The 24,656-nt window shown below is 35.7% G+C and carries 23 protein-coding genes and 1 riboswitch; of the genes, 3 read left to right on the forward strand and 20 right to left on the reverse strand.

The window, feature by feature from the left end:
• Positions 1-160 precede the first annotated feature (160 nt).
• From MKO96_RS21825 to MKO96_RS21850, 6 genes are all read right to left on the reverse strand, one after another.
• The gene (locus MKO96_RS21825) at positions 161-670 is read right to left on the reverse strand and encodes a DinB family protein (RefSeq protein WP_087981158.1); all 510 of its coding nucleotides are present in this window, start codon (positions 668-670) and stop codon (positions 161-163) included.
• 545 nt (positions 671-1,215) lie between these two features.
• On the reverse strand, positions 1,216-3,072 hold the full coding sequence (locus tag MKO96_RS21830) for an alpha/beta fold hydrolase (RefSeq protein ID WP_240588643.1): 1,857 nt from the start codon (positions 3,070-3,072) through the stop codon (positions 1,216-1,218).
• A 58-nt stretch (positions 3,073-3,130) separates the two neighbouring features.
• The gene (locus MKO96_RS21835; RefSeq protein ID WP_016087243.1) at positions 3,131-3,697 is read right to left on the reverse strand and encodes a TetR/AcrR family transcriptional regulator; all 567 of its coding nucleotides are present in this window, start codon (positions 3,695-3,697) and stop codon (positions 3,131-3,133) included.
• A 358-nt stretch (positions 3,698-4,055) separates the two neighbouring features.
• Positions 4,056-5,198, reverse strand: coding sequence for an MFS transporter (locus MKO96_RS21840; protein WP_240588644.1), 1,143 nt, complete (start codon positions 5,196-5,198; stop codon positions 4,056-4,058).
• Between the two features lie 62 nt (positions 5,199-5,260).
• The gene (locus MKO96_RS21845) at positions 5,261-5,857 is read right to left on the reverse strand and encodes a TetR/AcrR family transcriptional regulator (protein WP_240588645.1); all 597 of its coding nucleotides are present in this window, start codon (positions 5,855-5,857) and stop codon (positions 5,261-5,263) included.
• A 288-nt stretch (positions 5,858-6,145) separates the two neighbouring features.
• Positions 6,146-6,910: an SDR family oxidoreductase gene (locus MKO96_RS21850; RefSeq protein ID WP_240588646.1), complete on the reverse strand. Its 765-nt coding sequence runs from the start codon at positions 6,908-6,910 to the stop codon at positions 6,146-6,148.
• A gap of 168 nt (positions 6,911-7,078) precedes the next feature.
• Here MKO96_RS21850 and MKO96_RS21855 point away from each other — a divergent pair, with 168 nt between their 5' ends.
• Entirely contained in the window at positions 7,079-7,519 is a 441-nt protein-coding gene (locus MKO96_RS21855) for an Lrp/AsnC family transcriptional regulator (RefSeq protein WP_071746572.1), read from the forward strand.
• A gap of 155 nt (positions 7,520-7,674) precedes the next feature.
• On the opposite strand, the gene MKO96_RS21860 is transcribed toward MKO96_RS21855, so the two are convergent.
• Both MKO96_RS21860 and MKO96_RS21865 read right to left on the reverse strand, forming a co-directional pair.
• Positions 7,675-8,880 (reverse strand): M20 family metallopeptidase, encoded by a 1,206-nt coding sequence (locus MKO96_RS21860; RefSeq protein ID WP_240588647.1) that lies wholly within the window; start codon positions 8,878-8,880, stop codon positions 7,675-7,677.
• An 88-nt stretch (positions 8,881-8,968) separates the two neighbouring features.
• A riboswitch (SAM riboswitch) is annotated at positions 8,969-9,070 on the reverse strand.
• Positions 9,071-9,145: 75 nt separating this feature from the next.
• Positions 9,146-11,455 (reverse strand): AAA domain-containing protein, encoded by a 2,310-nt coding sequence (locus MKO96_RS21865; protein WP_240588648.1) that lies wholly within the window; start codon positions 11,453-11,455, stop codon positions 9,146-9,148.
• 111 nt (positions 11,456-11,566) lie between these two features.
• Here MKO96_RS21865 and MKO96_RS21870 point away from each other — a divergent pair, with 111 nt between their 5' ends.
• Both MKO96_RS21870 and MKO96_RS21875 read left to right on the forward strand, forming a co-directional pair.
• Positions 11,567-11,959, forward strand: a complete 393-nt coding sequence (locus MKO96_RS21870) for a VOC family protein (protein WP_001145279.1) — start codon at positions 11,567-11,569, stop codon at positions 11,957-11,959.
• Positions 11,960-12,091: 132 nt separating this feature from the next.
• Positions 12,092-12,415: a hypothetical protein gene (locus tag MKO96_RS21875; protein WP_240588649.1), complete on the forward strand. Its 324-nt coding sequence runs from the start codon at positions 12,092-12,094 to the stop codon at positions 12,413-12,415.
• 292 nt (positions 12,416-12,707) lie between these two features.
• Here the strand turns inward: MKO96_RS21875 and MKO96_RS21880 are convergent, their stop codons facing one another.
• The 12 genes from MKO96_RS21880 to MKO96_RS21935 form a co-directional block, all read right to left on the reverse strand.
• Complete coding sequence (locus MKO96_RS21880; RefSeq protein WP_240588650.1) at positions 12,708-14,783, reverse strand: serine hydrolase domain-containing protein; 2,076 nt, start codon at positions 14,781-14,783, stop codon at positions 12,708-12,710.
• Between the two features lie 383 nt (positions 14,784-15,166).
• The gene (locus MKO96_RS21885; protein ID WP_140386830.1) at positions 15,167-15,325 is read right to left on the reverse strand and encodes a DUF4176 domain-containing protein; all 159 of its coding nucleotides are present in this window, start codon (positions 15,323-15,325) and stop codon (positions 15,167-15,169) included.
• A 225-nt stretch (positions 15,326-15,550) separates the two neighbouring features.
• Positions 15,551-15,856, reverse strand: a complete 306-nt coding sequence (locus MKO96_RS21890) for a monooxygenase (protein ID WP_240588651.1) — start codon at positions 15,854-15,856, stop codon at positions 15,551-15,553.
• Positions 15,857-16,218: 362 nt separating this feature from the next.
• A complete protein-coding gene (locus MKO96_RS21895) occupies positions 16,219-18,048 on the reverse strand; it encodes an FtsX-like permease family protein (RefSeq protein WP_240588652.1) in 1,830 nt (609 codons plus the stop codon).
• Positions 18,049-18,064: 16 nt separating this feature from the next.
• Entirely contained in the window at positions 18,065-18,826 is a 762-nt protein-coding gene (locus MKO96_RS21900) for an ABC transporter ATP-binding protein (RefSeq protein ID WP_240588653.1), read from the reverse strand.
• Positions 18,827-19,076: 250 nt separating this feature from the next.
• Positions 19,077-20,153: a HAMP domain-containing sensor histidine kinase gene (locus MKO96_RS21905; RefSeq protein WP_240588654.1), complete on the reverse strand. Its 1,077-nt coding sequence runs from the start codon at positions 20,151-20,153 to the stop codon at positions 19,077-19,079.
• Positions 20,150-20,836 (reverse strand): response regulator transcription factor, encoded by a 687-nt coding sequence (locus MKO96_RS21910; RefSeq protein ID WP_097915173.1) that lies wholly within the window; start codon positions 20,834-20,836, stop codon positions 20,150-20,152. Before MKO96_RS21910 ends, MKO96_RS21905 begins: the two co-directional genes overlap by 4 nt.
• Before the next feature lie 191 nt (positions 20,837-21,027).
• On the reverse strand, positions 21,028-21,978 hold the full coding sequence (gene bla, locus MKO96_RS21915; RefSeq protein WP_240588655.1) for a class A beta-lactamase: 951 nt from the start codon (positions 21,976-21,978) through the stop codon (positions 21,028-21,030).
• 236 nt (positions 21,979-22,214) lie between these two features.
• Positions 22,215-22,643 carry a DUF5412 domain-containing protein gene (locus MKO96_RS21920; RefSeq protein ID WP_240588656.1) on the reverse strand — a complete coding sequence of 143 codons (429 nt, stop codon included), beginning with the start codon at positions 22,641-22,643 and terminating at the stop codon, positions 22,215-22,217.
• 369 nt (positions 22,644-23,012) lie between these two features.
• The gene (locus MKO96_RS21925) at positions 23,013-23,441 is read right to left on the reverse strand and encodes an anthrone oxygenase family protein (protein ID WP_240588657.1); all 429 of its coding nucleotides are present in this window, start codon (positions 23,439-23,441) and stop codon (positions 23,013-23,015) included.
• An 82-nt stretch (positions 23,442-23,523) separates the two neighbouring features.
• Positions 23,524-23,874, reverse strand: coding sequence for a DoxX family protein (locus MKO96_RS21930; protein ID WP_128280691.1), 351 nt, complete (start codon positions 23,872-23,874; stop codon positions 23,524-23,526).
• 212 nt (positions 23,875-24,086) lie between these two features.
• The gene (locus tag MKO96_RS21935) at positions 24,087-24,506 is read right to left on the reverse strand and encodes a MarR family winged helix-turn-helix transcriptional regulator (RefSeq protein ID WP_001048549.1); all 420 of its coding nucleotides are present in this window, start codon (positions 24,504-24,506) and stop codon (positions 24,087-24,089) included.
• Positions 24,507-24,656 lie beyond the last annotated feature (150 nt).

The raw sequence follows: 24,656 nt of genomic DNA on the forward strand, positions 1-24,656 counted from the left end.
GTCACCCTTTCTCAGTAACATAAGAGAATAGTAACGTGCTTTTAATTTCAAAAACAGTCTAAATCCTTAAGTTGATGGTTGTGAGGTGGGACCCCAATAAGAACGGTATCTAAGGTTGTATGAGAGGTGCTAGTTCCATTCTAAAGACCTCAGCCGACGATTAACTCAAGTACCTGTTTCGGATGACCCCCATGTGATGAAGTTCGTGTCCTGCGATGCCGTACGCGAGAGCGCGCGCCGTAATGCTTAGGTTGTTGGCTGTGCCCTTGCGGGTCCATGCCTCCGCCGGTAGCCCGCGCAGCAATGTGATCGTTGCTTGCCGTACGGCCCGGTAGTCTTCGGCCAATTGCGCCGTTGTCCAGCTTCCGAAAGGAGGCAGGAACAATTCCTGATCGAAACCGGTCAGAGGCGTCTGATCCCCTCTTGCGAACCGGAGCAGGCGGTAGGTCATGACGCGTTCCGCGTCTGCAATGTGGCCCACGACTTCTTTCAGCGTCCATTTTCCTTCCGCATACCGATATGCGGCCTGGCTTTCGGTCAACGATGCCAGGAGCTCAGTCATTTGCTTTTCCTGGGCAAGCAGAATGTCGATGATGTTACCGTCCGGCACCAAACGGATATATTCGCCGGAGTTCCCGGCGTATTCTTCTTCTGACGGTCTTTGATTCATGCGTAGTCACCTCTTTATGTAGATATAGAAAATTATAGCACTCGTCTATGTCTAATCAATTCGCGAAATGATAGAACTTCCCTTCTAATAATTGAGGATAAGCAACTATTTAGTCGGTCGGTCGCCACACTATCCTGATTCGTTAGCACAATAAGCAATGCTAATCAATAATGCATAAAATTATCTGTTATACAATATTTCGAAGTTATTAATATATAAAGGTAACACCTTCTTTTTTTAATTTAAAGATGAATTTTCAATTATATTTTGAAATGAACCGAAGTAAAACACACTAGTCTAACTACTTTTTTATAAACATCGTAACATTATTTCCCACCCATATTGCCATCAATTTGAGAAATGTATTCTTCTCAAAAATGAAAATCGACCTAAGATCCTATGGACAACTATGAAAGGATGAAATTTTCGTTTTGGGGATATTTCAGCAGTATAGCTTGATAGGTATGGGGTAGGGCCCCAAACAGTACGATTTTATTTCAAAGACACAACGATCTTACTACACACTTTTTATTTATCCCACACTCTCATCTGCTAGTATTACTATTTTTTATTACTAATGTTGCCGTTTCACTCGGATGGCTAAGAGGAAAATGATGGCCATATGGAACAAAATCAACCTTACCAAGATGCGCTGGAGCAGAATAGCCTCTGTCATAATCCCCCCAAATAATGTGAAGATTATACTTTGTTACTTCATTGAAATCACCTTGATCGTTTTTCAGTAGTAAACTGTTAAGCTGAACCGTAGTATTTAAAATTCTAGGAGAAGTAAAACTGTTACTTATTTTTTCAATATAATGTTCAGGGATACTCTCCATACTTTCAAACAAACCATTACTTAATAAATAACGCCCTATCAAATTAGTAGTTGCCAATTTTAATGTCCATTTGTTCATAAATTGAGGAACATTTAGCGATTTAGCATTTTTTTTAGCAACAGGTGGCTGAAGTAAAGTGATTGCATACTTCTTATCTATGTACTCTTGTACCAATGCTTCCAGAAGAATAAACGCACCGAATGAATGGCCAATTAGATGTGCACCATTAGTAGCTTTCTCCAATAACTTTTTCACTACATTCAAATAGATATCTAGAAGATTTTTCTCTCGTTTAAAAGGAGAACGTCCCAAACCTGGAAGATCCAAGATCCATACAGGTTGACCAGTTTTTTCATGAAGCTCTTGTGCTAAAGGAAATAAATCCTCTCCATCACTCAATAAACCATGTAATAAAATAAACGGTTTACCCTCTCCTTGTAATTGGTAAAGGGTAGTGTTATCGCATAATGTTCGTTTAAATAAATGATTATGCTGGCCATTTTGATGCATCATTCGATAATCCAGATCAGCTACTACGGCAGGGAAAAATTTCATTACACTCGTCTTCTTAAACCAATCTCCTCCCATAATTTTTTCCGCTGAAACATTTGAAAACTTTCGTTTTGTAATAAAATTCAGTCCATCAGAAGGAATTTTTGTTATTTTACTTACTCCACTATTCATAATTGCTTTCATAAGTGGCATTGGGACAGAGATTTTTGGTGCCCTCATATTCATACTTTCCGACATAATACTTAATAATTCAGCAATGTTCTGATCGTGCTGTTTGTCTTCAACAAGTGTATATGTTTGAATAGTCGGTTGCTCCAATCTGAAAACCTGCACAATAAACTTCGCAAGCTCATCGTTTGAAATAAGTGGTAACCTATATCCCTTACCTCCAGGAATCATTGGCATGAGCCCTCTTCGCATACTCATCACAAGCAAACCTAATCCTGCTATCTGCTCTGTACTCCCAGTTTTACTACTACCGACTACAGTTGGCGGATTAATTACAGAAAGCGGATAACCTACTGCTGATGCCTGGTGACGGATATAAAGATCTGCTAAAAATTTTGTTCTCTCATATGGATTTTTCATTTTCAAATAATTGTTTCCTTCTTTAAACACATCAATTGCAATCTTGCTATTTTTATCATCAAAGGGACTCATATAACCTACAATATGAATAAATTGTTGCAAGCCCTTCAATTGATGAATGCTTTTAGCTAATTCACTAATGTGTTTGGCGCCATTTAAAAATACGGAAGCTGCCTCTTTACTTGTCGCTTGAATATCCATGGGGCCTCCTGCGTGAATAATCACATCCGTTTTCAATACCCTCTCCTTATCTTCAGCACTTAGACCTAAATCTATTTTCGTCAAATCACCTTCAATAAAGTGCATAACTGCCTTTTTTAAGATGCCTCTTTCTTGAAAAAGGCGTATTGCTTTACTTTTCGACCTTACTAAAAGAAGAATTTTAACATCCTCTTTGGCTAATTCTTTCACTAATTGCTTTCCAATAAAGCCTGTTCCACCAATTAAAAATACTGTTCTCATATAAGATCTCCTTTTTAGTACTAATCAGTACTAATTTAATGTAAAAAAAATGCTTCTTTTATCGAAGCAATTTTAAAAAATGATCTGCTGTTTTCGTGATTACAGTTGCATCTTTCAATGTTTCTGAAATAAATAACGCTCCTTCAAGATTTGTAATAAAAAGTGATGCAACCTCATCAATATTAATCGTATTTCTGAATTCTCCATTCTCTACCCCTTGTTTAAGTAATAGAGAAACTTTCTTTTGTAATCCTATAAAAAAAAGACCTATTTTTTCTTTTATTTGCGTGGCCTGTGTAGGACTTTGAATATAAAGAGTAATAAATGGACAGCTCCCCTTATACTCTCTCGACTGAACTCCTTGTGATAATTGCTTTAAAAACAGTTGGATACGATCTTCAACTAAAAATTGGTTCTGAGAAAGTACGTCATCAATTGCAGATTGATACATTTCAATCCAATAATCAACGACCCCTTCTAATAATACTTCCTTATTAGAAAAGTGATAATACACATTAGACTTTGAAACTTTGCTTACACGTACTAATTCATCCATACTTGTATAAGCAAACCCTTTTTCTAAAAATAATGTTGCAGCTACTTCAATCACACGTTTTTGATTCATTAATTTTACCTTCGTCATAACTAGAACTATATAGTACTAATTTAAATATTGCAAGTATTTATGTTCATTTAGAAAAAAGTTTGATTAAAAAAGTTCCACTAACATTGATTTTACTGCAAAAAAATCTTATTTTGAATAAAGTTGAACTGAACCCCGAAATTGTTCATTCACTATCGTCTAATAGGGGTCACCATACATGCCCATCAACTTAAGAAAAGGAAATGCCCCCAAAACGAAAAAATGAGCGGCTTCTCAAAATAGCTATCTGTAGAGAAAGAAAATTTTAATTTAGGGGGATATGAAAATTTTAGCTTGATGGTGATATGGTGCTCCCCCATATAAAGAAATTTTAAACATCTTAATCTGCCTTTCCTTTATGTAAATATGGGAATAATGAAATTATCCCAAGGATAGCTAAACAAGCTCCAATCCATAGCGGAGATACAAAACCATATCCTTTACTGATCCCAAGACCACCTAGTGACGAACCAATAACAATACCTAGCGTAATAAAAGAACTATGAACGGTATTTATCATTATTCCATTACTAGCTGTTTTCATCACCCTCGCAACCATAGCTGGATTCAATGCTACACCAGTTAAACCAATAAAAATCGTAGAAATCACTGCAATGTATTTATTCTCTGCACTTAAAGCAAATAAAGACAACGCTATGATTAATATAATTAATCCACCCATAAGTATTTTCATTGTAAATTTATCAGCGAACTTGCCAATTATTATATTCCCAATTACCGTCGCACTACCATAGAGAGCAAGTAAATATGGAATACTTGCTCTTGAAAAGCCTGTGACATTTGTAAAGATCGGAGTGAAATAACTAAATGCTGCAAACGTGCCACCAATAATGAACATACTTGTTACGTACGCTGCCCAAAGATGAATATTCTTAAATCGCAGAAGTTCGTCTTTCCAATTTAATTGCTCTTTATTTGAAGATGATGGTAACAACCGTTGAATCATAAGCCCTGATACTAGCACAAGAACAGAAACAGCCCCAAAACTAATACGCCAGCCAAAAGATTGGGAAATAACGGTTGTTATAGGTAAACCTAATACAGTTGCGAACATTAAACCTGCAAGTACAATTGATGCAGCTTTTCCCCTTGAATCAGAGTGAACCAATGTCGCAGAAAAGGAAATCGCAACTCCAAAAGCTGAAGCTGAAGCAATACCAGTTATAATACGTGAAATCATCATAATATCATAGTTCCAAGCAATAGCTCCGAGCGATTGACCAATTAAAAATACGAACATTAAAAACAATAATGCTTGTTTGCTGCGCATTCGTAAAAGGATTGCAGTTAAAATGGGGCCTCCTATTACCATTGCTCCTGCATAAGCTGAAATTAAATACCCAATAGATGATACAGGAACCTGGTATGCAAGAGCAAGTTCATTCATCATACCTGCAACCATAAATTCTGATGTAGTCATACAAAAGATTGCTAAAGCTAATAAATAAATAATCGATGGCATAAAAACACTCCTTATTCATTATTGTAATGATTGGTACAAAAATAGTGCGAAAAAAGAGCGCACTAAGCGCCACAAATAGACTCCACTGTTCCTTTGATAACTTGTTCAGACAACATCCAATTTTGCATCGATACATTAAGAACACGGAATCCGTAATAACTGCTTAAAAGCAGACTAGCTAATTCCTCAGCTGATTGCTTCTTTGAAATTTCACCTGTTTGCAATCCTTCCTCCATCACTGTTACAATAGCTTGTTTAAGAAGTTCAACATGCTTCGAGAAAATTTCTTGTACCATTAAATCGTTTTTAGCACGTTCTATACTGGCATTAATCAATAAACATCCTTTTTGATCAACATTCTGAAAGTCTTCTTTCAATGCCCATTCAAAAAAATTACTTAATCGTTCTTTAACTGGAATTGGAGTATGTAACAATTTCCTTTGTTCCTTAATCCCAATTTCATGGTAGCGTTCTAATACTTGTTTATACAGTTCATGTTTACTACCGAAAGTATTGTACAAACTTCCTTTTCCAAGTCCTGTATCACTGCATAAATCTTGTGTAGAACACCCTTCATATCCTCTTAACCAAAATGTTTTCATTGCAACATCTACAATTGAGGAATAATCAAACTCTCGAGGTCTGCCGCGTTTATTCAATCGTATCCTCCTCTCATTTTAAAGATAACATGAATAGAATACTCTTTTTTGTACCACGCGGTCAATAATTTTGTTTTATTGTTACTGTAAAATAAAATTTGATTATGTTAGATTACGAATAATGAAAAATAGCCCCCTTATTCAAGTTGCCTAGCGAAAAAATCACGTTTGAATAGGCTTCTTTAGCATCCCTATCCCTACCTTTCTATACATCACCAGATATGAAACGAGGATCGTTTCATATCTAGTAATTTACTTTGTTAGCTTAATGGGTATGGAGTAGTGCCCCTATAAACAAAACCCTCCAGAAACATCTATAATCTGCCCCGTTACCCAGCGGCTATCAGAAGAAGCAAGGAATGCAACTGCATCTGCAATATCTTCAACTTGCCCTATTCGTCCGAACACAGATGAGTTTGTAGCAAAATTTCGTATTTCCGGATCATCTAGCAATTTTGCATTCATATCTGTCTTCGTATATCCAGGCATAATTGTATTCACTGTTATACCTCTTTCTCCAAGATGTTTAGCTAGAGGCAGTGTCATCGTATTTAATGCACCTTTACTTAAGCCGTATGCAATGGATCCTGTAAAACCAAGTCTTACTTCAGCTGATGAAATGTTGATAATGCGCCCTTCTGCTCGTAGTAATGGTAATGTTTGCTGAATTAAGAAGAACGGTGCCTTCATATTTACGGCCATAATTTCATCAAAAACTTCTTCTGTCGTATTTTCAATCGTTCCTTGTGTACCTATCCCTGCATTGTTTACTAAAATATCAATCTCTGATGTACCAATTCTTGTTTGTAATTCATTCTTTAATTGTTCTACTAGCTTTTTGACACCATCAATTGAATTGAGCTCAGCTTCAATTAAAAACGCTTTCCCTCCATTAGATTCAATCTCACTAATCGTTTCAGCTGCAGCTGTTTTATTTCGGCCGTAGTGAATCGCTACTAATGCACCGTCTTTGGCCAACCTCATCGCAATCGCACGGCCAATTCCGCGACTTGCCCCTGTTACTAACGCTACTTTCCCATCAAGATTCTTCATGTTTTCCATCCTTCCTAAATTTCCGTTTGATAAATCCTATACTTATATTTTCATGCAAACACCAATCATTTTAAATATAGATTTATAGGTAATTCAGTTCCTTCACTTATGATATTATAGTTATAAATTGCAATTTACTTTAGAAAACAAAACAAGGGAGATAACCCAATGCAAAATGCAATAAAACTGGATGACATCGATCACAAAATAATGAACTTGTTATATGAAAATGCGAGGATTTCCGTTTCAGAAATAGGACGGATCATATCCATGACACAGCCTGCTGTAAAAGAGCGTATTAATAAGCTTGAGGATCAAGGAGTTATAGCGGCTTACCGAACGAAATTTGAGCCTTCCAAAATTAATAAAAACATTCAAGCATTCATCATGTTTAAAACGAGCCAATGCTCTGATTTTATCCAATATTGTAATGCCGCTCCTGAAGTAACAGATTTATATCGAATTAGCGGGGAGTTTAATTATATGATGAAGGTCATGAGCGATTCGATGGATTCTCTCGCTACATTTTTAGACTCTTTAATGCAATTTGGATTATCATCTCCTTTAATTGTATTAAAGAGTGAGTTTGAGGAGAAATTGTCGTTCTGATAAAGGGATACGTAACAGTAAAAGTTTCTCTTTCTTGAAAAAAACCAACAAAATCAATGATTAGTAAATAAAAAAGAACATTGATATTTCAATGTTCTTTTTTATATCTCTACTTATTAATTAGATTGCTCTTCGAAAAGAGCACCTTAATCCCCTTATCCCTGATTCCTCTGTGCCTCTCTAAACTCCTCCTTCACCTTCTCTAGCAACCCTTCTTCCGTAATTAATCGATACGCTGTATTTGCTAGTGCTTTTGCCGATGTAACTAGCGCTTTATCTCCAAGTTCTGAACGTGCCGCTTCTCTAAATTCATTCGTATGCGCAATCAAGTCATCTGGACCGATTTTAATGTACGGGTGAATGGTCGGTACGACTTGACTTACGTTTCCTGCGTCGGTTGAACCGATACCCAGTCTTTCTTTTCGGTTTACGTCTTCACCTAGTAGTTCTAGTTCTTCGGCTACGATGTCGTTATATGTTTTTGTTACGAGTAGTTCATCGATTTCATTTTGGAATTGATGAATTTTTACTTTTGCGCCTGTTGCTAACGCTGCTCCTTGTGCGATATTTTTTACTTTTTCTGTTACTTCCGCACATCTTTTTCGCGTTGCTGCGCGGATGAAGAATCTTGCTGCGGCATAGTCAGGAATAATATTCGGTGCTTTTCCACCCTCAGTAATAACGCCATGAATTTTCACATCTGACGGAAGTTGTTGGCGAAGTGCGTTAATACTGTTGTACAACTGAATAACCGCATCTAATGCGTTAATCCCTTCTTCCGGTGAAGCTGCGGCATGAGCTGTTTTTCCGTAAAAGTGAAAATCAAGTGGATCGACTGCTAGTGACGGACTCGTTGTCGCTGTTTTTCCGCTCGGATGAATCATAAGCGCCGCATCAACATCTTTAAATAAACCTGCTTTTACATAACTCGATTTTGCACTACCGTTTGGCCCTCCTTCTTCAGCCGGAGTACCGAATACGACAACTTCTCCGCCGATTTCTTCAAGCGTCTCTGATAATGCAATCGCTGCCGCAACGCTAATTGTGCCAATTAAATTGTGACCACACGCATGGCCGAGTCCTGGTAAAGCGTCATACTCAGCTAAAAATGCGATGACTGGTCCTTGTTTTCCTGAACTTTTTCGCGCGATAAATCCTGTTTCATGTCCAGCTATATTGTGCTGCAGCTGAAACCCTGCACTACCTAGTAATAAACTTAACGTTCTTGATGCATAAAACTCTTGGTTACCAATCTCCGGATTCGCATGAATATCGTGACTTGTTTCTATGTACCTTTCCTTATTTCTTTCAATACTCTCTTCAATTGTTTTTCTTTGTGACGTTACTCCTGTCGCTCCCATTTTTCTTCCCCCTTATATTTTCACATAAAAAAGCCTCTTTCTAAAAGATAGAAAGAGGCTTCTGCATATACAGTCAAAATGAGCTTCTTTCTTATCTTTCAAGTTACCTTGCTGGAATTGGCACAGTATTCATAAGGAATCCGCTGCCGAGGTGTCATAGGGCCAGTCCCTCAACCTCTCACGATAAGAATTTTCATAAAATTATATTAAATTACATTCATTCTAAGTTCATTCCGATTAAAAGTCAAGGAATTCCTATCCGAATTTACCGAATATCTAAAAATCCTTTTAACACACCAATTGTTTCCGGTGCTTGTAATCTTGCACATACGTACGGAAATTCCATACTACCTTCAAACATCATTTGAGATGTGAGCGGTGCTCCTGCCCAAAAGATTTCATCATCGATTACGATAAACGGGAATGCTTTATTTTGTCTTTGTAACTTTACATTTTTTAACGGAGCTGGTCCATCACTATACACTGTTATTTGCGCATTTGTACGCATTAACGCTTGCCATACTCGCTTATCCACTTGTTTTGTACTTGGAAGTGAAATAATAATTTTTCGTTTTGCGGCTAAAATATCTTTTAATAGCCCTTTCGGCTCTTCAAGATTCATTTCCATAAACCAGCGTAAACGTTTCGAAATTTTCCGCTCCCACAATTGTCTTGATGTCGTGCGATCATACACATCTCCGTGACGTTCTATATGAGCTGTTAATTGTGATAACGCTTGTTTTCTCGAAAGGTTTTTACGCATATAATGGCAATCTGATAATTGAATGAACTTGCCTCTCGCCCTTGTCACTGCAACGTTGACGAGGCGATGATTTTTATGGTCAAAGAATAACACGCCAGGTCGTTCTTGCGGATAACTATCAACCGTATCAAATATCATCATATCTCTTTCAGAACCTTGAAACTTATGAACCGTCGCCGCTAAAACTGGTATGTTTTGATATTTCGTTCTCTGCAACATTTCTTTAATACACGTCGATAAAAAGCGTGACTGCGCCCTGTAAGGTGTCACAACACCAATCGACTGAACACCGTCTAACAATCCGATTAACATCATTTGCATCGCTACTAAACCAGACATAATGTTAAAACGAGATCCTGAAGCAGCGTCTTTTAACGAAAAAGCTCCCATTAAGCTCGTATCAAATAAAACACTCGCTTCACTTGCGAACGGTTGCAATTGCGCAAGTTCTTTACGCTCTGAAACAGATGCATGGTCATATACTCTATTTTTATAAATAAATGAGTTTGTAAACTTCGATATATCCGCATGCATACGTCTTTGTTCCTGCAACATAAAGAGGTTCGGATGTGCTTCTGATTTATTGACAGACTCAACAATTCCGGCATGGTAAAACATATCTTCCCCGAGCCATTTTCGAACGAGTTCATGGTTTGCCATCGCAATCGGAGGTAACTGTAAAAAGTCACCACAAACGACAATACGTTTTCCAAGTGAAGCAGCTAATGCAATTTGCGGAACATATGCCATACTCACTTCATCTACGACAACTAAATCAAATGTACGCTCATAAATAAGTGAATCAATGGCACATTTCGATAAAGTTGCGCCGATTACTTTTGCATTTTCAATGTATTCTTTTTCTACTTCTTTAATTTTCGCTTTTTGCTTTCGAAGATCACTTTCAATCTCTTGTATACGCTTCTTATCAGCAGAAGTCGCTTTATATGATAAAATCTTTTCACGAAGATCTTGTCGTGTTTCTTCTAAATAGAGTCTTTCTTCTCCCCAAGATCCGTTCGTCGTTTCAACTAGCTTCGACGTAAGTAATGTTTCATGATTTCGTATATGTTCATGTTGACTATAACCGTAACGAACAATTTCGCCAGGCGTCCATTTCTTTTTCTTCTCAATTTGCTTCGTTACTTCACTCATTAATACGTCTACTGCCGCATTACTATGAGCTAATACAAGTACCGATTTTCCTTTTTGATAATGCGCCGAAATGATACGTGATAAATTGTAAGACTTCCCTGTTCCAGGTGGTCCCCACACGTACGTTGTCGGATTGTAAAACGAACGATACGCCAATTCATTTTTCGGATTTTTCATCTTCTCAATATGCTTCGGACTGCTCGTCCCATCAACAAGACGCTTTATACGATTACGTTTTAACTTATCTTTATGTGCCTCTTTCAATCGCTCTTGTAGTTGCTCTAACAATTGCCACGGTTCACTGTATAAAACAGCTTCTCGTATTTCACCTTGTATATAATCATTTAATTTCAGTTCTATTTCTAATCCATGTACAGATAATACTTCTCCTGTCGCTTCCTCACCATCAAACTCAATGCGAATTGGTGAACCTTCCGGTAAGCTTACTTCGGAAATAAGCTGAAATACGTATACTGTACTTTCATAATCTGTATATAAAAAACGACCGTTCATGATAGAAATTTTACTACCACCTATCGTTTTCCAATGTTTAATTTCATACGCTAATGCATAATGCCACTCTTTCATCGTTGCCGATAATGAAGGAGTTTGAGTAGGTGTATTCATCGTATAATCTCCTTCCTTCTCCCCAAACATACTTTCTCACTATACCATATAATACGCTAAAATTTGTAAGGTTTTTATCTTGCTTATTTTCTTAATTTTCAATAACATATTGTATATAATTTTCAGAAAGAAGGAATCTACATGCCAGTTAGAAGAATTGAACACGTTGGACTTATGGTTGCAAACTTAGAAACATCTATTTCATTTTATGAAGAAGTAGTCGGCTTACAGCTCATTAAACGTATGGGGCACCCGAATCCAGACTTAAAACTCGCTTTTTTAGGTGTGGAAGAATCGAAGGAAACGATACTCGAACTCATTGAAGGTTATAACTCTTCTCTTCCGGCAGAAGGAAAAGTACATCACATTTGCTTTAAAGTGGATTCATTAGAGGATGAAATTGAAAGAATACAAAAACACGGCGTAACATTTTTACTAGGAGAGGAAATCGAAACATTACCAGATGGAACACGTTACATATTCTTCGCTGGCCCTGATGGAGAATGGATTGAGTTTTTTGAGACTGAGAGATAAAACAAACCTTTATTTTGCAGGATAGAAAAGGAGCCGGAATTCCGGCCCTTGTTTTTAACCAGTAACAATGAAACATACCTCCAACCTAAGAATTTACCAAGATTAAAAACACAATCATTTTGTTAGGAGAGAATGGGAAATACAGTCTTTATTATTGTTTTTTGGATACTGATACTATTTCCAATCCTTTATGTAATCAAGATAAAGGATTGGAATATAAAAACAGCTGCCTTATTTGTTGGAAGAATTCTATTAAGTATTGTCTATTTTATAAATGGAATGGTATTAGGTCTGCAACGAAATTGGGTAGAACCTCCCTACGAAACAGAATGGGATTTCTTTGTAAAGTCTTTACTAAACGGAAAAACTGATGCACTTATACACTTGTTACTTCTAATTATTATCATTACTTTGGATCTATTCATTTCATTTTATTATATTAATAAAAAGAAATAGGATATTCTCTCCTATTTCTTTTTTTATGAGTAGCGCCATATCGCTATCAAACTAAGGTTTTATGCTGCCCCTAAACAATAATTTTTTACATTTTTACTCTGGGGATGTCAATTTTACTAGCTTGATGGACATGGGGTTGATTTATTTTCTTAGGTTGATAGGCATGTGGTGCTATCCCATTGCTATTAAGCTAAGAATTTAAGTGTAATATCATTTAAGGGAACACTTAAGATACAAATAAAATATCTTTTCCATGTCGCACTGTTTTATTGAAGTCTATCCCGAGTTGTAGCTAGTTCAATGCGACTGTAAATTCGGAGTTCGGTGCGCCAGCAAATACAACCGTTCCGTTCTCTGGTAGTTTCACTTTGTTATTGTTACTAACGACGGTAAAATTGACGCATACTCCATTCTCATCATACACCGCGAATGAACTTCCTGATGGCAACTCCACATTCATCGTTTTCCCTGCTGCCTCTTGCGGGATTGTAAACCATTTCGCATGCCCATTTTTTTGCAGTGTAACTTTCGATAATTGACCTGTGTCAAGGGATTTTACGTTAGATTCACTGACGTATAAAAAGCTGGCCATCTCCATATATTCCGTACCATCCTCTGTATAGAAATGGGCTTCCTTTGTATCCCGCCCATTCATCACGGGAATCTGAATTTGATGCGTCGCCGTATTCGGACCTGTAATTTTTTTGCCATCCCAATAGCCATCTTTGAGCGTAATTTGTGTGTTAAGAGGTATTAGTTGTCCTAGATAATTTATAGAATTAAATTTTTCGTTAACGAGGTAGAACTTGTCGCCCTCGCGCTTCGCCCATGCAGCAGCTGTTTTCTTCGGTAACACATTGTTTTCTAATTTCTGGGCTAAATAGTGAGTCAGCACATTTTGCCCCAATCCCGGCGATAATTCATATGTGCTCTCTCTCAAATAAACTTTTCCATTTTTCTCAGTGACGAAGTTAAACTTGGAAGTACCCTTCTCATTTATAAAGCTTCCATCCGCCGTATATACATATTTTTCTTCCGGTTTAGTTGGTAAAAACAGTTCTCCCTTCTTCGTAATTTCTATTTTGAAATGGCTGTAGCTATTTCCATAAAATCCTGCTTTTTTTACCACGTCTTGAGGCACTTTAGCCTTGACTGGCTTGCCGAAAGATTTATCTGGTTTTATATCCTTAATTGTCCCTTTCTCTTTAAGCCTAGCTAGCAGTAATTTGTTTGCCAACAGTTGATTTGTCATGCTGCTGCCGCCGGAGGACAATACAGCTGCTGCCATCTTCTGTTCTGGAAGCACGACCAATGTAGCATGTTGCAGTATCGTATCCCCACCCTTAGCCAACGCTTTTATCCCATATTCACTGAATGGGTATAGTTTCACACTATCCCAGCCAAGACCATAGTTGACCACATTTTCGCTATCTCCCGGCCACATTCCTTTTTTATATTCTTCTTGTTCCATCGCCTTGACTGCTTTATTAGAGAGAATTTCTTTTCCCTGTCCCATAAATATTTGTGAGAATCGCACCACATCTTCTGCAGTAGAAGAGATTCCTCCCGTACCAATCACATTTACCATTTCACTTGGAAGCTGTCCCTGGTATGTCGGAGAATACTGTCCAGCCCGCTTTTCGTCTTCCCATTTGTCTTGCGATGTTATCGTATGGTTCAGTTTTAATGGCTCTGTAAACTTTTGATGTAGAAATTCAGTAAAACTCATACCGCTGACTCTTTCTACCAAGATCTCAGCCAGCGTAAAACCGTCATTACAGTATACTGAGAACGCGCCAGGGTCTGCCTTCAAGTTTTGGTTGGACAATTGTTGCAACAAGATATCATGGGCATAAGCATCATTATTTTTAAATAAAAATGCATTATTGAACGTCGAACCTTGCAAACCCGAGGAGTGGTTCAACAGCATACGCGGTGTAACACGCTTATATCGTTTATCTTTCATTTTGAAATCAGGAATATAGCGGGCAACAGGAGCATCCAAATCTACTTTTCCTTCGTCTACCAGTTTCATAACAGCCCCAGCTGTATATACTTTACTGGTTGAACCAATTCCGTATAGAGTATCTTTAGTTAGTGGCTCTTTCCCTTCTATGTCGTTTTTGCCTGTCTGCCCCGACAAAATAAGTTTACCATTATCAATCAGCGCATACTGCACGCTAGTCGTCTCATAGGACTTCGTGAGTAGTTCAGCGTTCTCTGCAGCAATCTTCTCCAAATCTTGGCTAGCAACTTCTTGGCTAGATACAACTGGAGTCTTACTGCTAGAAGACGCTATCGCTCCTGTTGGTAGGCTCATCGTTAGAGCTAAGGTAGCGGCTAACACTCCAGATAATTTATTTTCCATAAGAAAAATTCCTCCTTAGATAAATGATCGATTTCATCTTTTATTTGTTCAATTACAAACATCACATAAACTACTATTCTGGCTTTATCCCTACCGTCTATATTCAACAAGTAAAATACTTTTAAAAAGACCAGGATTCTCGGCTCTACCCATACACCATTCTGTCATAACCAAGGGTAAATCCTCTCTTTTTTACACATATGTTAGTACCATAAATTACTTTTTCATTTAGAATGCTCTTATTACTAGTTTATTTTTCGTATAAATGTATCCTATTTACCCTCCCTCTTTTACGTTTCTCTATATTTGTATCCTACATAATAAAAATTTCTTTTTTCTTATGCATTTCTTACAATTTCCTTACGTTCAAATCACTTCTATAATTAGGTAGGTTTTATTTTAAGATCTCCAGGATAATAAATGCTTATATAATCCCACGATTTCATAGAAGATGGATTAATAACCCTGCGCCAAATCATCATGCACATCTCTGATATTTCCTTGGATTCCCCCTCAACCTTTACCACAGTTCCAACCGGCATCAACACTTCTTCACGTTCTTATAAATAGTAATAACTAATCAACTCCTTACCTGGAAATAAATTAATATAGAAAAAGAGAGATAAGGTTAAAATACCTTTATCTCTCCTTTTCTCTCACATATTATGCGAAGGATTTTTTTGTGCGAGTCCCCTCACCATCAATTTAAGAATAAAAAAAGAAGGGAATTATCCCCCTCCTTTTTAAGCTTACTTCGACTTTCGGAATTATTTAGTATACCCACGATTCAGTTCCGATAACTTTTCATTGATGTTAAAAATTCTTACTCTAATATCTTTAACACCAGCTGCTTCAAGTCTGTTCTTGTGCATTTCCGCGTATTTTTCAGCATCTTGTTTTTCTTCAAATACATAAATGCCTCCAGCTTCTTTTGTTTCTTGATTCTCTGTCCATATTTTCCAGTGGAATCCTTCTTCTTCGTTAATACTTTTTGCTAAATCCCAAAATCCTTTTTCCATTTCTTCACCAAAAGGACCTTCAAACGGAAAATCAACTTGTAATAAATATGCCATCTTCACTCACTCCTATTTTTAATATAAAATTCATCAGGAATTCCTTTGTATAAAAATCCTTCCCATTCTTTTACTGATTATGATTCGAATGATAGTAATGTCTAAATTCGTATTGCTATTATTATTCAAGTACTAATTTGAGAATCCCCCTATTTGTAAAATAATCACAAAATGTTAGCAGCTTGAACGCATAAAGTGAAACTTTAATCAGTGGGGGTTTTGTTCATCCCCCACTGATTATTAGTTGAACCAATCGGGCTTTTACGGGCAGTTGATCCCCCACCTAACTTCTTTGCTTCCGCTGAATTTTGAGGTGGGGGTCCTACTGCCCGGCAAATAGCGGGATAAATAACATCATTACATTATTTTTTTTTCGGGAGTACTATTCCTTTATATAATTGAACTGTAATCAAGTAATAAATCGAGTAAATTACTACAAAAATAACAAGTGGTAACCAAATACGAAAGTATGGATCGATTAAAAGAGATCCAAACATGTTTATACCAACTAATATGTGAGTAATCCCGACAATTGCTGGAAATAAAAATATGAAGAATAACTCTTTATAGATTGATTTTGCTAATAATTCTCGGCGGACACCAATTTTATGAAGCATTTGATAACGTGCTACATCTTTTGATGCTCCCGATAGAACTTTAAACATTAAGCAACTTGCCATCATTGCTAAAAATGCAACTCCAACGAAAAAGCCCATAAACATTAGTCCGCTGGAAAAATCATGACTCGTAATATATTTTTGATACTTACTATCCAATTCTTCCGCTTTCACATTTTTATATTTTGCTATCTGTAATTCATCCAGTTTTTCCCATTCTTTTATGTATGATCCAAAATCATCTGTTTTCCCCATAAACACAGTACTTTCTTTACCCTTCAACCCATCGTATATGTTTTGTTCTACAATTTTGATTTCATAATCAGGGTACATATAATTTGGCTGGATCGTTCTGAAAGCCTGAATCCATTGTTTTGTGTCGATCTCTCCTTTAACCCATTTTATTGAAAATGCACCAATTGGTATTTCCTCTGAAACTTTCTCTATTTTCATACCTTGCAAGAAAGGACGATTTTTTTCTACATCTTCTTTAAGATAATAAACATACCTATCATCAACTTTGTAATGATATTCAAGTTTTTCTTGAAATAAGATACTACCCAAAATTGTCTTTTCTTCCGCAGTTGGATTATGAATGACTGAATCGTAAATTCGCATTTGATCTGTCATGTTTATAATGTTGTTTTTAAATGCCATACCACAAGCAATTCCACCAGCACCAAGAGCCACTAAAATTGCTACTGTTGCAAGCACATTTGTTAGACCATTAATGCGGAAATTTAATTGTGCAAAAGTAAAAGCATTAAGGCCTTTTTCACTACGTTTTTTATTACTCTTTAGCTTGTTAATCATAACTGGGAGAAGTGATCCAAATATAAGGTAAGTACCAATGGTTGCTGTGACTAATCCAACGGCCATTAATCCCAAAGCAATTAGCGGATTTGCATATGACATATAGATCAGTGATGCATAACCAATACCCAATAAAAGAATACCAAAGAATGCAATTACAACTGTCATTTTTCCTTTTACGGCAACACGTTCTGTTTGTTCATCAGCATGTACAAGTTGCAGTACAGAAATACGAGATAATTTAATACTATTCATAATTGCCGATAATACAAATAGTGCAAAGAAAAAGACGCAAGTAATAGCTATAGATGGCAGATAAAATGCTTTATAACCTTCGCCAGCAAACTCGAGCTGTTTCATTAATAGCTGACCGATACCTTCTGCAAGTCCTACACCAATTGTAATTCCAATCAAAAGAGAGGTAGCACCTAATATGATTGTTTCGATAAACATAAGTAATGTAACTTTATGCTTTTTTGCTCCTAACATCATATACATACCAAATTCTTTTTGACGAAGAGCTGATAAGAAAGAGTTTGCATATAAAATATAAAAAAATGTGATAACCGCTAACAAAAAGGAACCAATTTTAAAGACAGCCGCAATATCCCTAATAGAAGAGTTAGATTCAAGGAACGTTTTATTGGATGCTAGCGTTTGAAACATATAAAAAGTTGAAATAGAGACAATAAGACCAACAAGTAAAACAATGTAATCTTGCAACTTACTTTTTAGGCCTGACATAGAAAGCTTAAATAACATGATTGAACTTCCTTCCTTACGCTTTTTGTGTGCCTAAGTTTGCAAGCACGTCTAAAATTTCTTTATAGAATTCTTCACGGGTACCACTGCGATGAATTTCTTTATATAACTCACCATCTTGAATGAATAAAATACGCTGACAGTAACTTGCGCTGTAAGGATCATGCGTAACCATCATAATGGATACACCTTGCTCTTTATTTAAGCTTGTCATGGCATCAAGTAAACTCGTTGCATTTTTAGAATCTATAGCTCCAGTCGGCTCGTCTCCTAAAATAATTGCAGGTTCATGAACTAACGCACGTGCTGCTGCGGAACGTTGCTTTTGTCCACCAGATACTTCAGATGGATACTTTTGAAGTATTGCTGTAATCCCTAACATATCAGCTACTTTTTCTACTTTCTTTCCAATATTACGAGATGAAACACCTTGAAGTGAAAGTGGGAGTGCAATATTTTCATATATAGATAAATTCTCTAACAAGTTAAAGTCTTGGAAAATGAATCCTAATTTTTGCGAACGGAAATCAGAAAGCTCACCTTGTTTCATTTTCGTAATATCCGTACCTGCAATTTCAACAACGCCGCCTGTCGCTTTATCTAACGTTGAAATTACATTTAATAATGTTGTTTTACCAGAACCAGATGGCCCCATAACACCGACAAACTCCCCCTCTTGAATTGAGAATGATACACCTTTTAATGCGTGTGATTGATTCTCACCTTTTTTACCGTACAATTTTCGAATGTTTTTTACATCTACAACTGGTTTTATCATATATATCCTCCTACGTTTGTTTTTTTCTATTTCATTGCACTAAACTACTATTTTTATTTACTACTAACAAAATAGTCATGTTGCATCCACCCTTAAGCTACAATGAAAACTTTCATTTTAGCTTCTTCACTCACCTCATCACTTTGAATACACCCATGATAAACTATGAAAATTAGGAAACACACCGTAAAATCCTTAAGATTTCTTAAGTTTTAAAAAAGCTTATGGAACCTGTAGTTCCATAAGCTTTCTATTTAATTGGATGTTCAACAATAAAAAACATCCAACCATCTTTATATTCTGCATGTATGTTACCATGATGAAGTTCAACAATTCTTTTTGAGATAGCAAGTCCCAGTCCATTTCCCTGGTCACCTTTTCTTGCCCTGTCCCCCCTAAAAAACCTTTCAAACAATTTATTTGGATCGCTAACAGGCGGTTTCTCGACTTTATTTGATACTTTCAAAATTGCTTTGTTATCCATTATTTCAAGACATACGGATAATTCAGATGGTTTTATGCTGTACTTTATAGCATTCATAAAGAGATTTTCATATACACGTACCATTTTTTCTACATCTATGAAGATAGGTATTGTTTCTTGCGTGATTGATTTTTGAACGATTAAACTTTCCTTTTCAAATATAGGAATGTATTCTCCAACTATTTGCTCCAACAAACCTGATAAATCAACTTCATTAAGATTTAACTTAGCATCTATGCCTGATAAACGAGTATATTCAAACAGCTCATCAATTAAATATTTCAGTCTCTTTGACTTTGAATAAGTGGTTTCAAGGTATTCCTGCAATTGTGTTTTACTGTTGTATTGCCCTCTTTTTAATAGATCTATATAGCCAATAATAGATGTTAACGGTGTACGTAAATCATGAGATACATTGGTGATAAGTTCATTTTTTGTACGTTCTAATTGTCTTTCTTGTTCAAATGTATTCTCCAATTCCTTGGACATATAGTTGATATTTTGAGCAAGTTGGGTCAATTCGTCCTTCCCCTTAATCCCAATTGTTAAACCTAGTTTTCCATTTGCAATATCATTCACATTTTCCGAAATGAGCTTCAAATATACTATTTTCTTTCGAACCAATAGCAAAAAGATTACTATAAAGTTTAAAATTGCGAACGTAAATAAGAACAACATTGCGAGTCTCACTTCAAACATGCCAAAATCTTCGTGTTTTATAAAAAATGGATCTATGACGTATTGCACAATGAGGATTGTTAAACCAAATGAAATAAAAAAACTAATTGCAACAGCACCAAGAAGTTTTATAATAATCTTATTTCTGAAACTAACATTCTTCATATTTTATACCCAATTCCCCAAACAGTTTTAATATAAATAGGATGTTTAGAATCCTCTTCAATTTTGTCTCTTATTTTTGTAATATGCACCATGACGGTATTGTCTGATTTATAAAAAACCTCTTTCCAAACTGCTTCATATATTTTTGCTACACTCAAGACAATCCCTTTGTTGCGGGCAAGTAGTTCGAGAATAGCAAACTCTTTTGGAGTTAACCTTGTTTCTTTTCCTCTTACCCATACTTGACGTGTATCTGTATTCACGGTTAAGTCACCAATTTCTAGAATGCTTTTATTATGTTCTATTGATGAATTGTATTTTTTAAACCTTCTTAATTGAGATTTTACCCTAGCGATTAATTCCAATGGGTTAAACGGCTTTGATAAATAATCGTCTGCGCCAGAGGCTAGACCCTGAATTTTGTCTATATCCTCAGATTTTGCAGATAGCATAATGATAGGCATATTGCGATTTTCCCTAATTTTCATACAGGCTTCAATACCGTCCATATTTGGCATCATAATATCTAAAATAATCAAATCAAATTCCTTTTCTTCTAACAGTTGTAAAGCTTGTATAGCATCTTCTGCCTTTTGAGTTTTTAGGCCTTCATTTTCCAGGTATACAGAGATAAGATTTCTAATCTCTTTATCATCATCAACAATAAGAATTTTCGACTCCATTTTATTCCTCCACATTAAATGCAATAAGTATCCAATAAAGCATATATTTGTTGTTACTTAATTAATAAACTTAATAGAGATAGTTTCTATCTTTTTTCTTTACTTCAGACGATTCTTTGTAAAGTACACAAAAAGACCGTCACAGTATTGTGACGGAAAAACAGGAAAATTTCAATAACTAATTACTATTATTATTTATTTTTAGCTTTCAAGGCATCTAACGCTATTTTGGTTGCTTCTGCAATAAGCTTATCATCGTATTTAGCATTCTCTTTATCATGATTAGAAAGTATCGCAAGAACAATTGGCTTTTTATTTGGTGGCCAAATAATTGCGATATCATTTCTGGTTCCATAAGATCCCGAACCCGTCTTATCAGCTACTTCCCATCCTACTGGAACTCCAGCACGAATTAAGCTATCTCCCGTAGTATTCCTTTTCATCCAATCTATTAATAAATCCCGTTTCTCAGTTGAAAGTACATCTCCTAACGCAAAAGCCTGAAGACTAATAGCTAATGCCTTTGGGGTACTAGTATCATGTACGTCCCCTGGATGCACTTCGTTTAATTGTGGTTCAAAGCGTTCAGGATTTGTAACGGTATCTCCTATTTCTCTCAGTGATTTTTTGAATTCACTAGGTCCACCTAATTGTTTAAGAATAAGATTTTGTGCAGTATTATCACTATATCGAAGGGAAGCATCTGCAAGCTCTTTCAGAGTCATACCTGTATCAACATACTTTTCTGTAATTGGATTGTAATTAACAAGATCTTCACGATTATACAAAACTCTTTGATTTAGATCTTCTATTGATTTCTTTTGTAAAAGTACTCCCACAGCTAAAGCTTTGTGGGTAGATGCGTATGCAAACCGTTCATCTGATTGATAAGTAACGGTTTGATTCGTACCAGTGTCCAATGCATAAATACCGAGTTTAGCATCAAATTCTTTTTCAAGTTTAGCAAAAGAATCATTACCAGTAGTTTCTTGTTTGATTTGATTTGTTTGTTTCGTTTGTTTAGGTGATTCAGATTGAGTATTACTATCGGAACAGCCTATAAGCGTTGCACATGAAAGAAATACTACAGGTACCATCTTTTTGTAATGTAAAATGTTAAAAAATTTGTTTAAGACTATCATACATTTTCAACCTCTTTCAAGAATATATGGTTTTTCTAGGTGTTATACATACCGATACAATTAAAGAATTTATAAGATATCACTCTTCTTGCATCTCACTTTTCATAAAATGAGCAAACTATCATGAACACCTGTTTTATACGTATACTTAATAGACAACCTAAGTAACAAGCTTGTTCCATTAATCCTATCTATATTTAAACGAATAAGATTAAATAAATTTAAATTTTCTTGCTTTATCTAATAAATTGTTTAGGCACTTCTGTAACGTGCTTATCATCATCACGCCAATCATAGGTTTCTTTCTGTGAAATATCTAAAGTTTGATCTCCAATTCTAACAATATTCTTATTTACCCATTCTATATATGGATCGGTATCTGGATAGTTCCAATATATATTTTTCTCTGAATCTGTATCAAGGTTAACTAATTCACCCCTAACAGCATCCGCACTTAATGATCCTGCATCATGAAAATAAGTCTTAATGAGATATTTTCCATCTGGAGATTCCACTGTTCGAATTAATTCCCCTTTTGGAACACCTTGCAAACTAAAAAATTTCCAATATCCAAATCCAATTATAATTACTAACATAGTAAGTATAGTTATTAATACTTTTCTTTTTGTTTTTTTAATTTCACCTTTTGTATTTATAATACTCATTCAACTCCATTCCATAGAACGAATACCATATTATACCATTAAATAAATGGTATAATATATCAAAAATAAAAATCCTCCCGTAATAGTTTTTATAAAAAGGAAATATTTCACGTAGTTCTCGTTAACAGTAGTTAATAATGAATAGAATCTTCATTCTGGGAGACTTTACAATTTTAGGTTAATGGACATGTGATGGTACCCCTATCTACTAAAAGGGGCGGTAGATAGGGGTACATAATAAAACAGGACCTGATATATGAACATCAGATCCTGTTAATTATTTTTAAATACATGAATACTACTAATAAATAAGCAACGCTACTAATAATGCCGACACACTTAAAATACACGTTAAGGTACGCAAGTGATTCAGCAACGTCCAACGTGATTCAAATCGGACTCTAAGTTCAGTTCAGCCCAGCCAGAATCTCTTACAGGTAGTTTCGCCGAGATGATTGCTTTATTCATCGGGAGATTCCCTGTGAAAGTGATTAGTAGCGTGGCAACATAACCGATTACTGCGATTACTCCTAAAACGACTGTATCAAATTGCTGTAAGTAAACGGCTAATACAACAAAACCGATCTGCGCTATAAGAGCACCGTTTGACATGAAGAGAAAAATCGGATTAGCCACTGCTGAGGTAAAGTGTCTAACCGAAAGAACAAAGGTACGATCATCCGAATTACGAAGACCAGGCATGACAGAATTAGAGTATGCAAAAACGGTTCCAGCAACAATACTTGTTGTCAATATAGCAAGAAACGCTAAGAAGTTGAAAAATAATAATCCATTCATACGTTTTCACACCCCTATCTATAAAATAATTACAAAACGATATCAGCTTGAACGCATAAAATTTAACAGTTTTCGGCTATGTTTAAAAAATATGATACAAACTTATCCCTATACTAAGGACAAACAAAACAAGCGCAGGTATTGCTTTCTTAAAGGGATCTCTCGCTAATACGATAAGAGTTAAAGCAGCTGCAAGCATCGTGCCGCCTAACAAAAGTCCTGCCAATAAAGCTACTATTGGGAACCAAATTCCTATCAACATTCCAATTGCTCCTACAATTTCAAAAGCCCCAGTTAAGAAATTGAAAAACGAAGGTAAACCAAATCGTTTAAACTCATCTGCCATTTTCCCAGATATAATTTTCGTTCCTGTCATTAAAAAGAACAGAAACAATACAACTTTTACTACATTGATTAATATTAAAATAGCAATCACATCTTTCTTATTTATTTAATACATTTACATGCTATAGCATATACAATACAGAATTTTGACTGGTACTAGGAAAAAACGTGATCCTGAATCAAATATCATACAAAATAAAGATATCTCCACCATTCCTTAAAATAAATTATATGCTATAGCATATATAATACATAAAAAAAAGTTTGTTCCTTATGAATAGCATCAATAAGGAACAAATATTAATAGCGTGTATCATACAATTTGTTTAATAACGATTGTAATACTTTAATTTCTTCTTCGCTCAAATTACTCGTAACGAAATGGTGAGCGTCTGTCACCACAGGCAAGATTTCTTTTTTTAACTCATCACCTTTTTCAGTTAAAAAAAGGTTGTGTGAACGCCTATCTTGGTCATTCAAAGCCTTCTTTACAATCCCTTTTCTCTCCATTGACTGTATCATTCTTACGACAGTAGTTTGATCTTTATCAATCGCTTCTGCTAACTCTTTTTGAGTAGTGGCCCTTTGGCTACAAAGAACACTAATAATCCCCCACTGCTCTGGCGTAACTCCAAAAGGCTTTAATTTCTTCGTAAAATAATTAGTCATTTTCACATCAGTACGATGAACAAGATAACCTATTAAATCATGTAAGTTCATATATCACCTCTATAAATTAATATATAAAAGGGTACAGCATACCAGTCAATTCTGCACAGTGAATGAATTTGTTTTATTAATTATATGCTATGGCATACATATTAAATTAGATCATTTTAATTGTCAAATGAATTAGCTATTATTTTTCTA

This window comes from Bacillus sp. ES1-5, assembly GCF_022487605.1.
In the GTDB taxonomy this organism is placed as follows: Bacteria; Bacillota; Bacilli; order Bacillales; family Bacillaceae_G; genus Bacillus_A; species Bacillus_A wiedmannii.

Excerpts from the sequence above, each read along its gene's own strand:
- MKO96_RS21825 (WP_087981158.1), bottom strand. The coding sequence starts at position 670 with ATGAATCAAAGACCGTCAGAAGAAGAATACGCCGGGAACTCCGGCGAA.
- MKO96_RS21870 (WP_001145279.1), top strand. The coding sequence starts at position 11,567 with ATGCCAGTTAGAAGAATTGAACACGTTGGACTTATGGTTGCAAACTTA.
- MKO96_RS21855 (WP_071746572.1), top strand. The coding sequence starts at position 7,079 with ATGCAAAATGCAATAAAACTGGATGACATCGATCACAAAATAATGAAC.
- MKO96_RS21905 (WP_240588654.1), bottom strand. The coding sequence starts at position 20,153 with ATGAAGAATGTTAGTTTCAGAAATAAGATTATTATAAAACTTCTTGGT.
- MKO96_RS21890 (WP_240588651.1), bottom strand. The coding sequence starts at position 15,856 with ATGGCATATTTATTACAAGTTGATTTTCCGTTTGAAGGTCCTTTTGGT.
- MKO96_RS21925 (WP_240588657.1), bottom strand. The coding sequence starts at position 23,441 with ATGAATGGATTATTATTTTTCAACTTCTTAGCGTTTCTTGCTATATTG.
- MKO96_RS21895 (WP_240588652.1), bottom strand. The coding sequence starts at position 18,048 with ATGTTATTTAAGCTTTCTATGTCAGGCCTAAAAAGTAAGTTGCAAGAT.
- MKO96_RS21860 (WP_240588647.1), bottom strand. The coding sequence starts at position 8,880 with ATGGGAGCGACAGGAGTAACGTCACAAAGAAAAACAATTGAAGAGAGT.
- MKO96_RS21880 (WP_240588650.1), bottom strand. The coding sequence starts at position 14,783 with ATGGAAAATAAATTATCTGGAGTGTTAGCCGCTACCTTAGCTCTAACG.
- MKO96_RS21830 (WP_240588643.1), bottom strand. The coding sequence starts at position 3,072 with ATGAGAACAGTATTTTTAATTGGTGGAACAGGCTTTATTGGAAAGCAA.
- MKO96_RS21840 (WP_240588644.1), bottom strand. The coding sequence starts at position 5,198 with ATGCCATCGATTATTTATTTATTAGCTTTAGCAATCTTTTGTATGACT.
- MKO96_RS21865 (WP_240588648.1), bottom strand. The coding sequence starts at position 11,455 with ATGTTTGGGGAGAAGGAAGGAGATTATACGATGAATACACCTACTCAA.
- bla (WP_240588655.1), bottom strand. The coding sequence starts at position 21,978 with ATGATAGTCTTAAACAAATTTTTTAACATTTTACATTACAAAAAGATG.
- MKO96_RS21835 (WP_016087243.1), bottom strand. The coding sequence starts at position 3,697 with ATGAATCAAAAACGTGTGATTGAAGTAGCTGCAACATTATTTTTAGAA.
- MKO96_RS21935 (WP_001048549.1), bottom strand. The coding sequence starts at position 24,506 with ATGAACTTACATGATTTAATAGGTTATCTTGTTCATCGTACTGATGTG.
- MKO96_RS21910 (WP_097915173.1), bottom strand. The coding sequence starts at position 20,836 with ATGGAGTCGAAAATTCTTATTGTTGATGATGATAAAGAGATTAGAAAT.
- MKO96_RS21900 (WP_240588653.1), bottom strand. The coding sequence starts at position 18,826 with ATGATAAAACCAGTTGTAGATGTAAAAAACATTCGAAAATTGTACGGT.
- MKO96_RS21920 (WP_240588656.1), bottom strand. The coding sequence starts at position 22,643 with ATGAGTATTATAAATACAAAAGGTGAAATTAAAAAAACAAAAAGAAAA.
- MKO96_RS21875 (WP_240588649.1), top strand. The coding sequence starts at position 12,092 with ATGGGAAATACAGTCTTTATTATTGTTTTTTGGATACTGATACTATTT.
- MKO96_RS21885 (WP_140386830.1), bottom strand. The coding sequence starts at position 15,325 with ATGCCGGTTGGAACTGTGGTAAAGGTTGAGGGGGAATCCAAGGAAATA.
- MKO96_RS21850 (WP_240588646.1), bottom strand. The coding sequence starts at position 6,910 with ATGAAGAATCTTGATGGGAAAGTAGCGTTAGTAACAGGGGCAAGTCGC.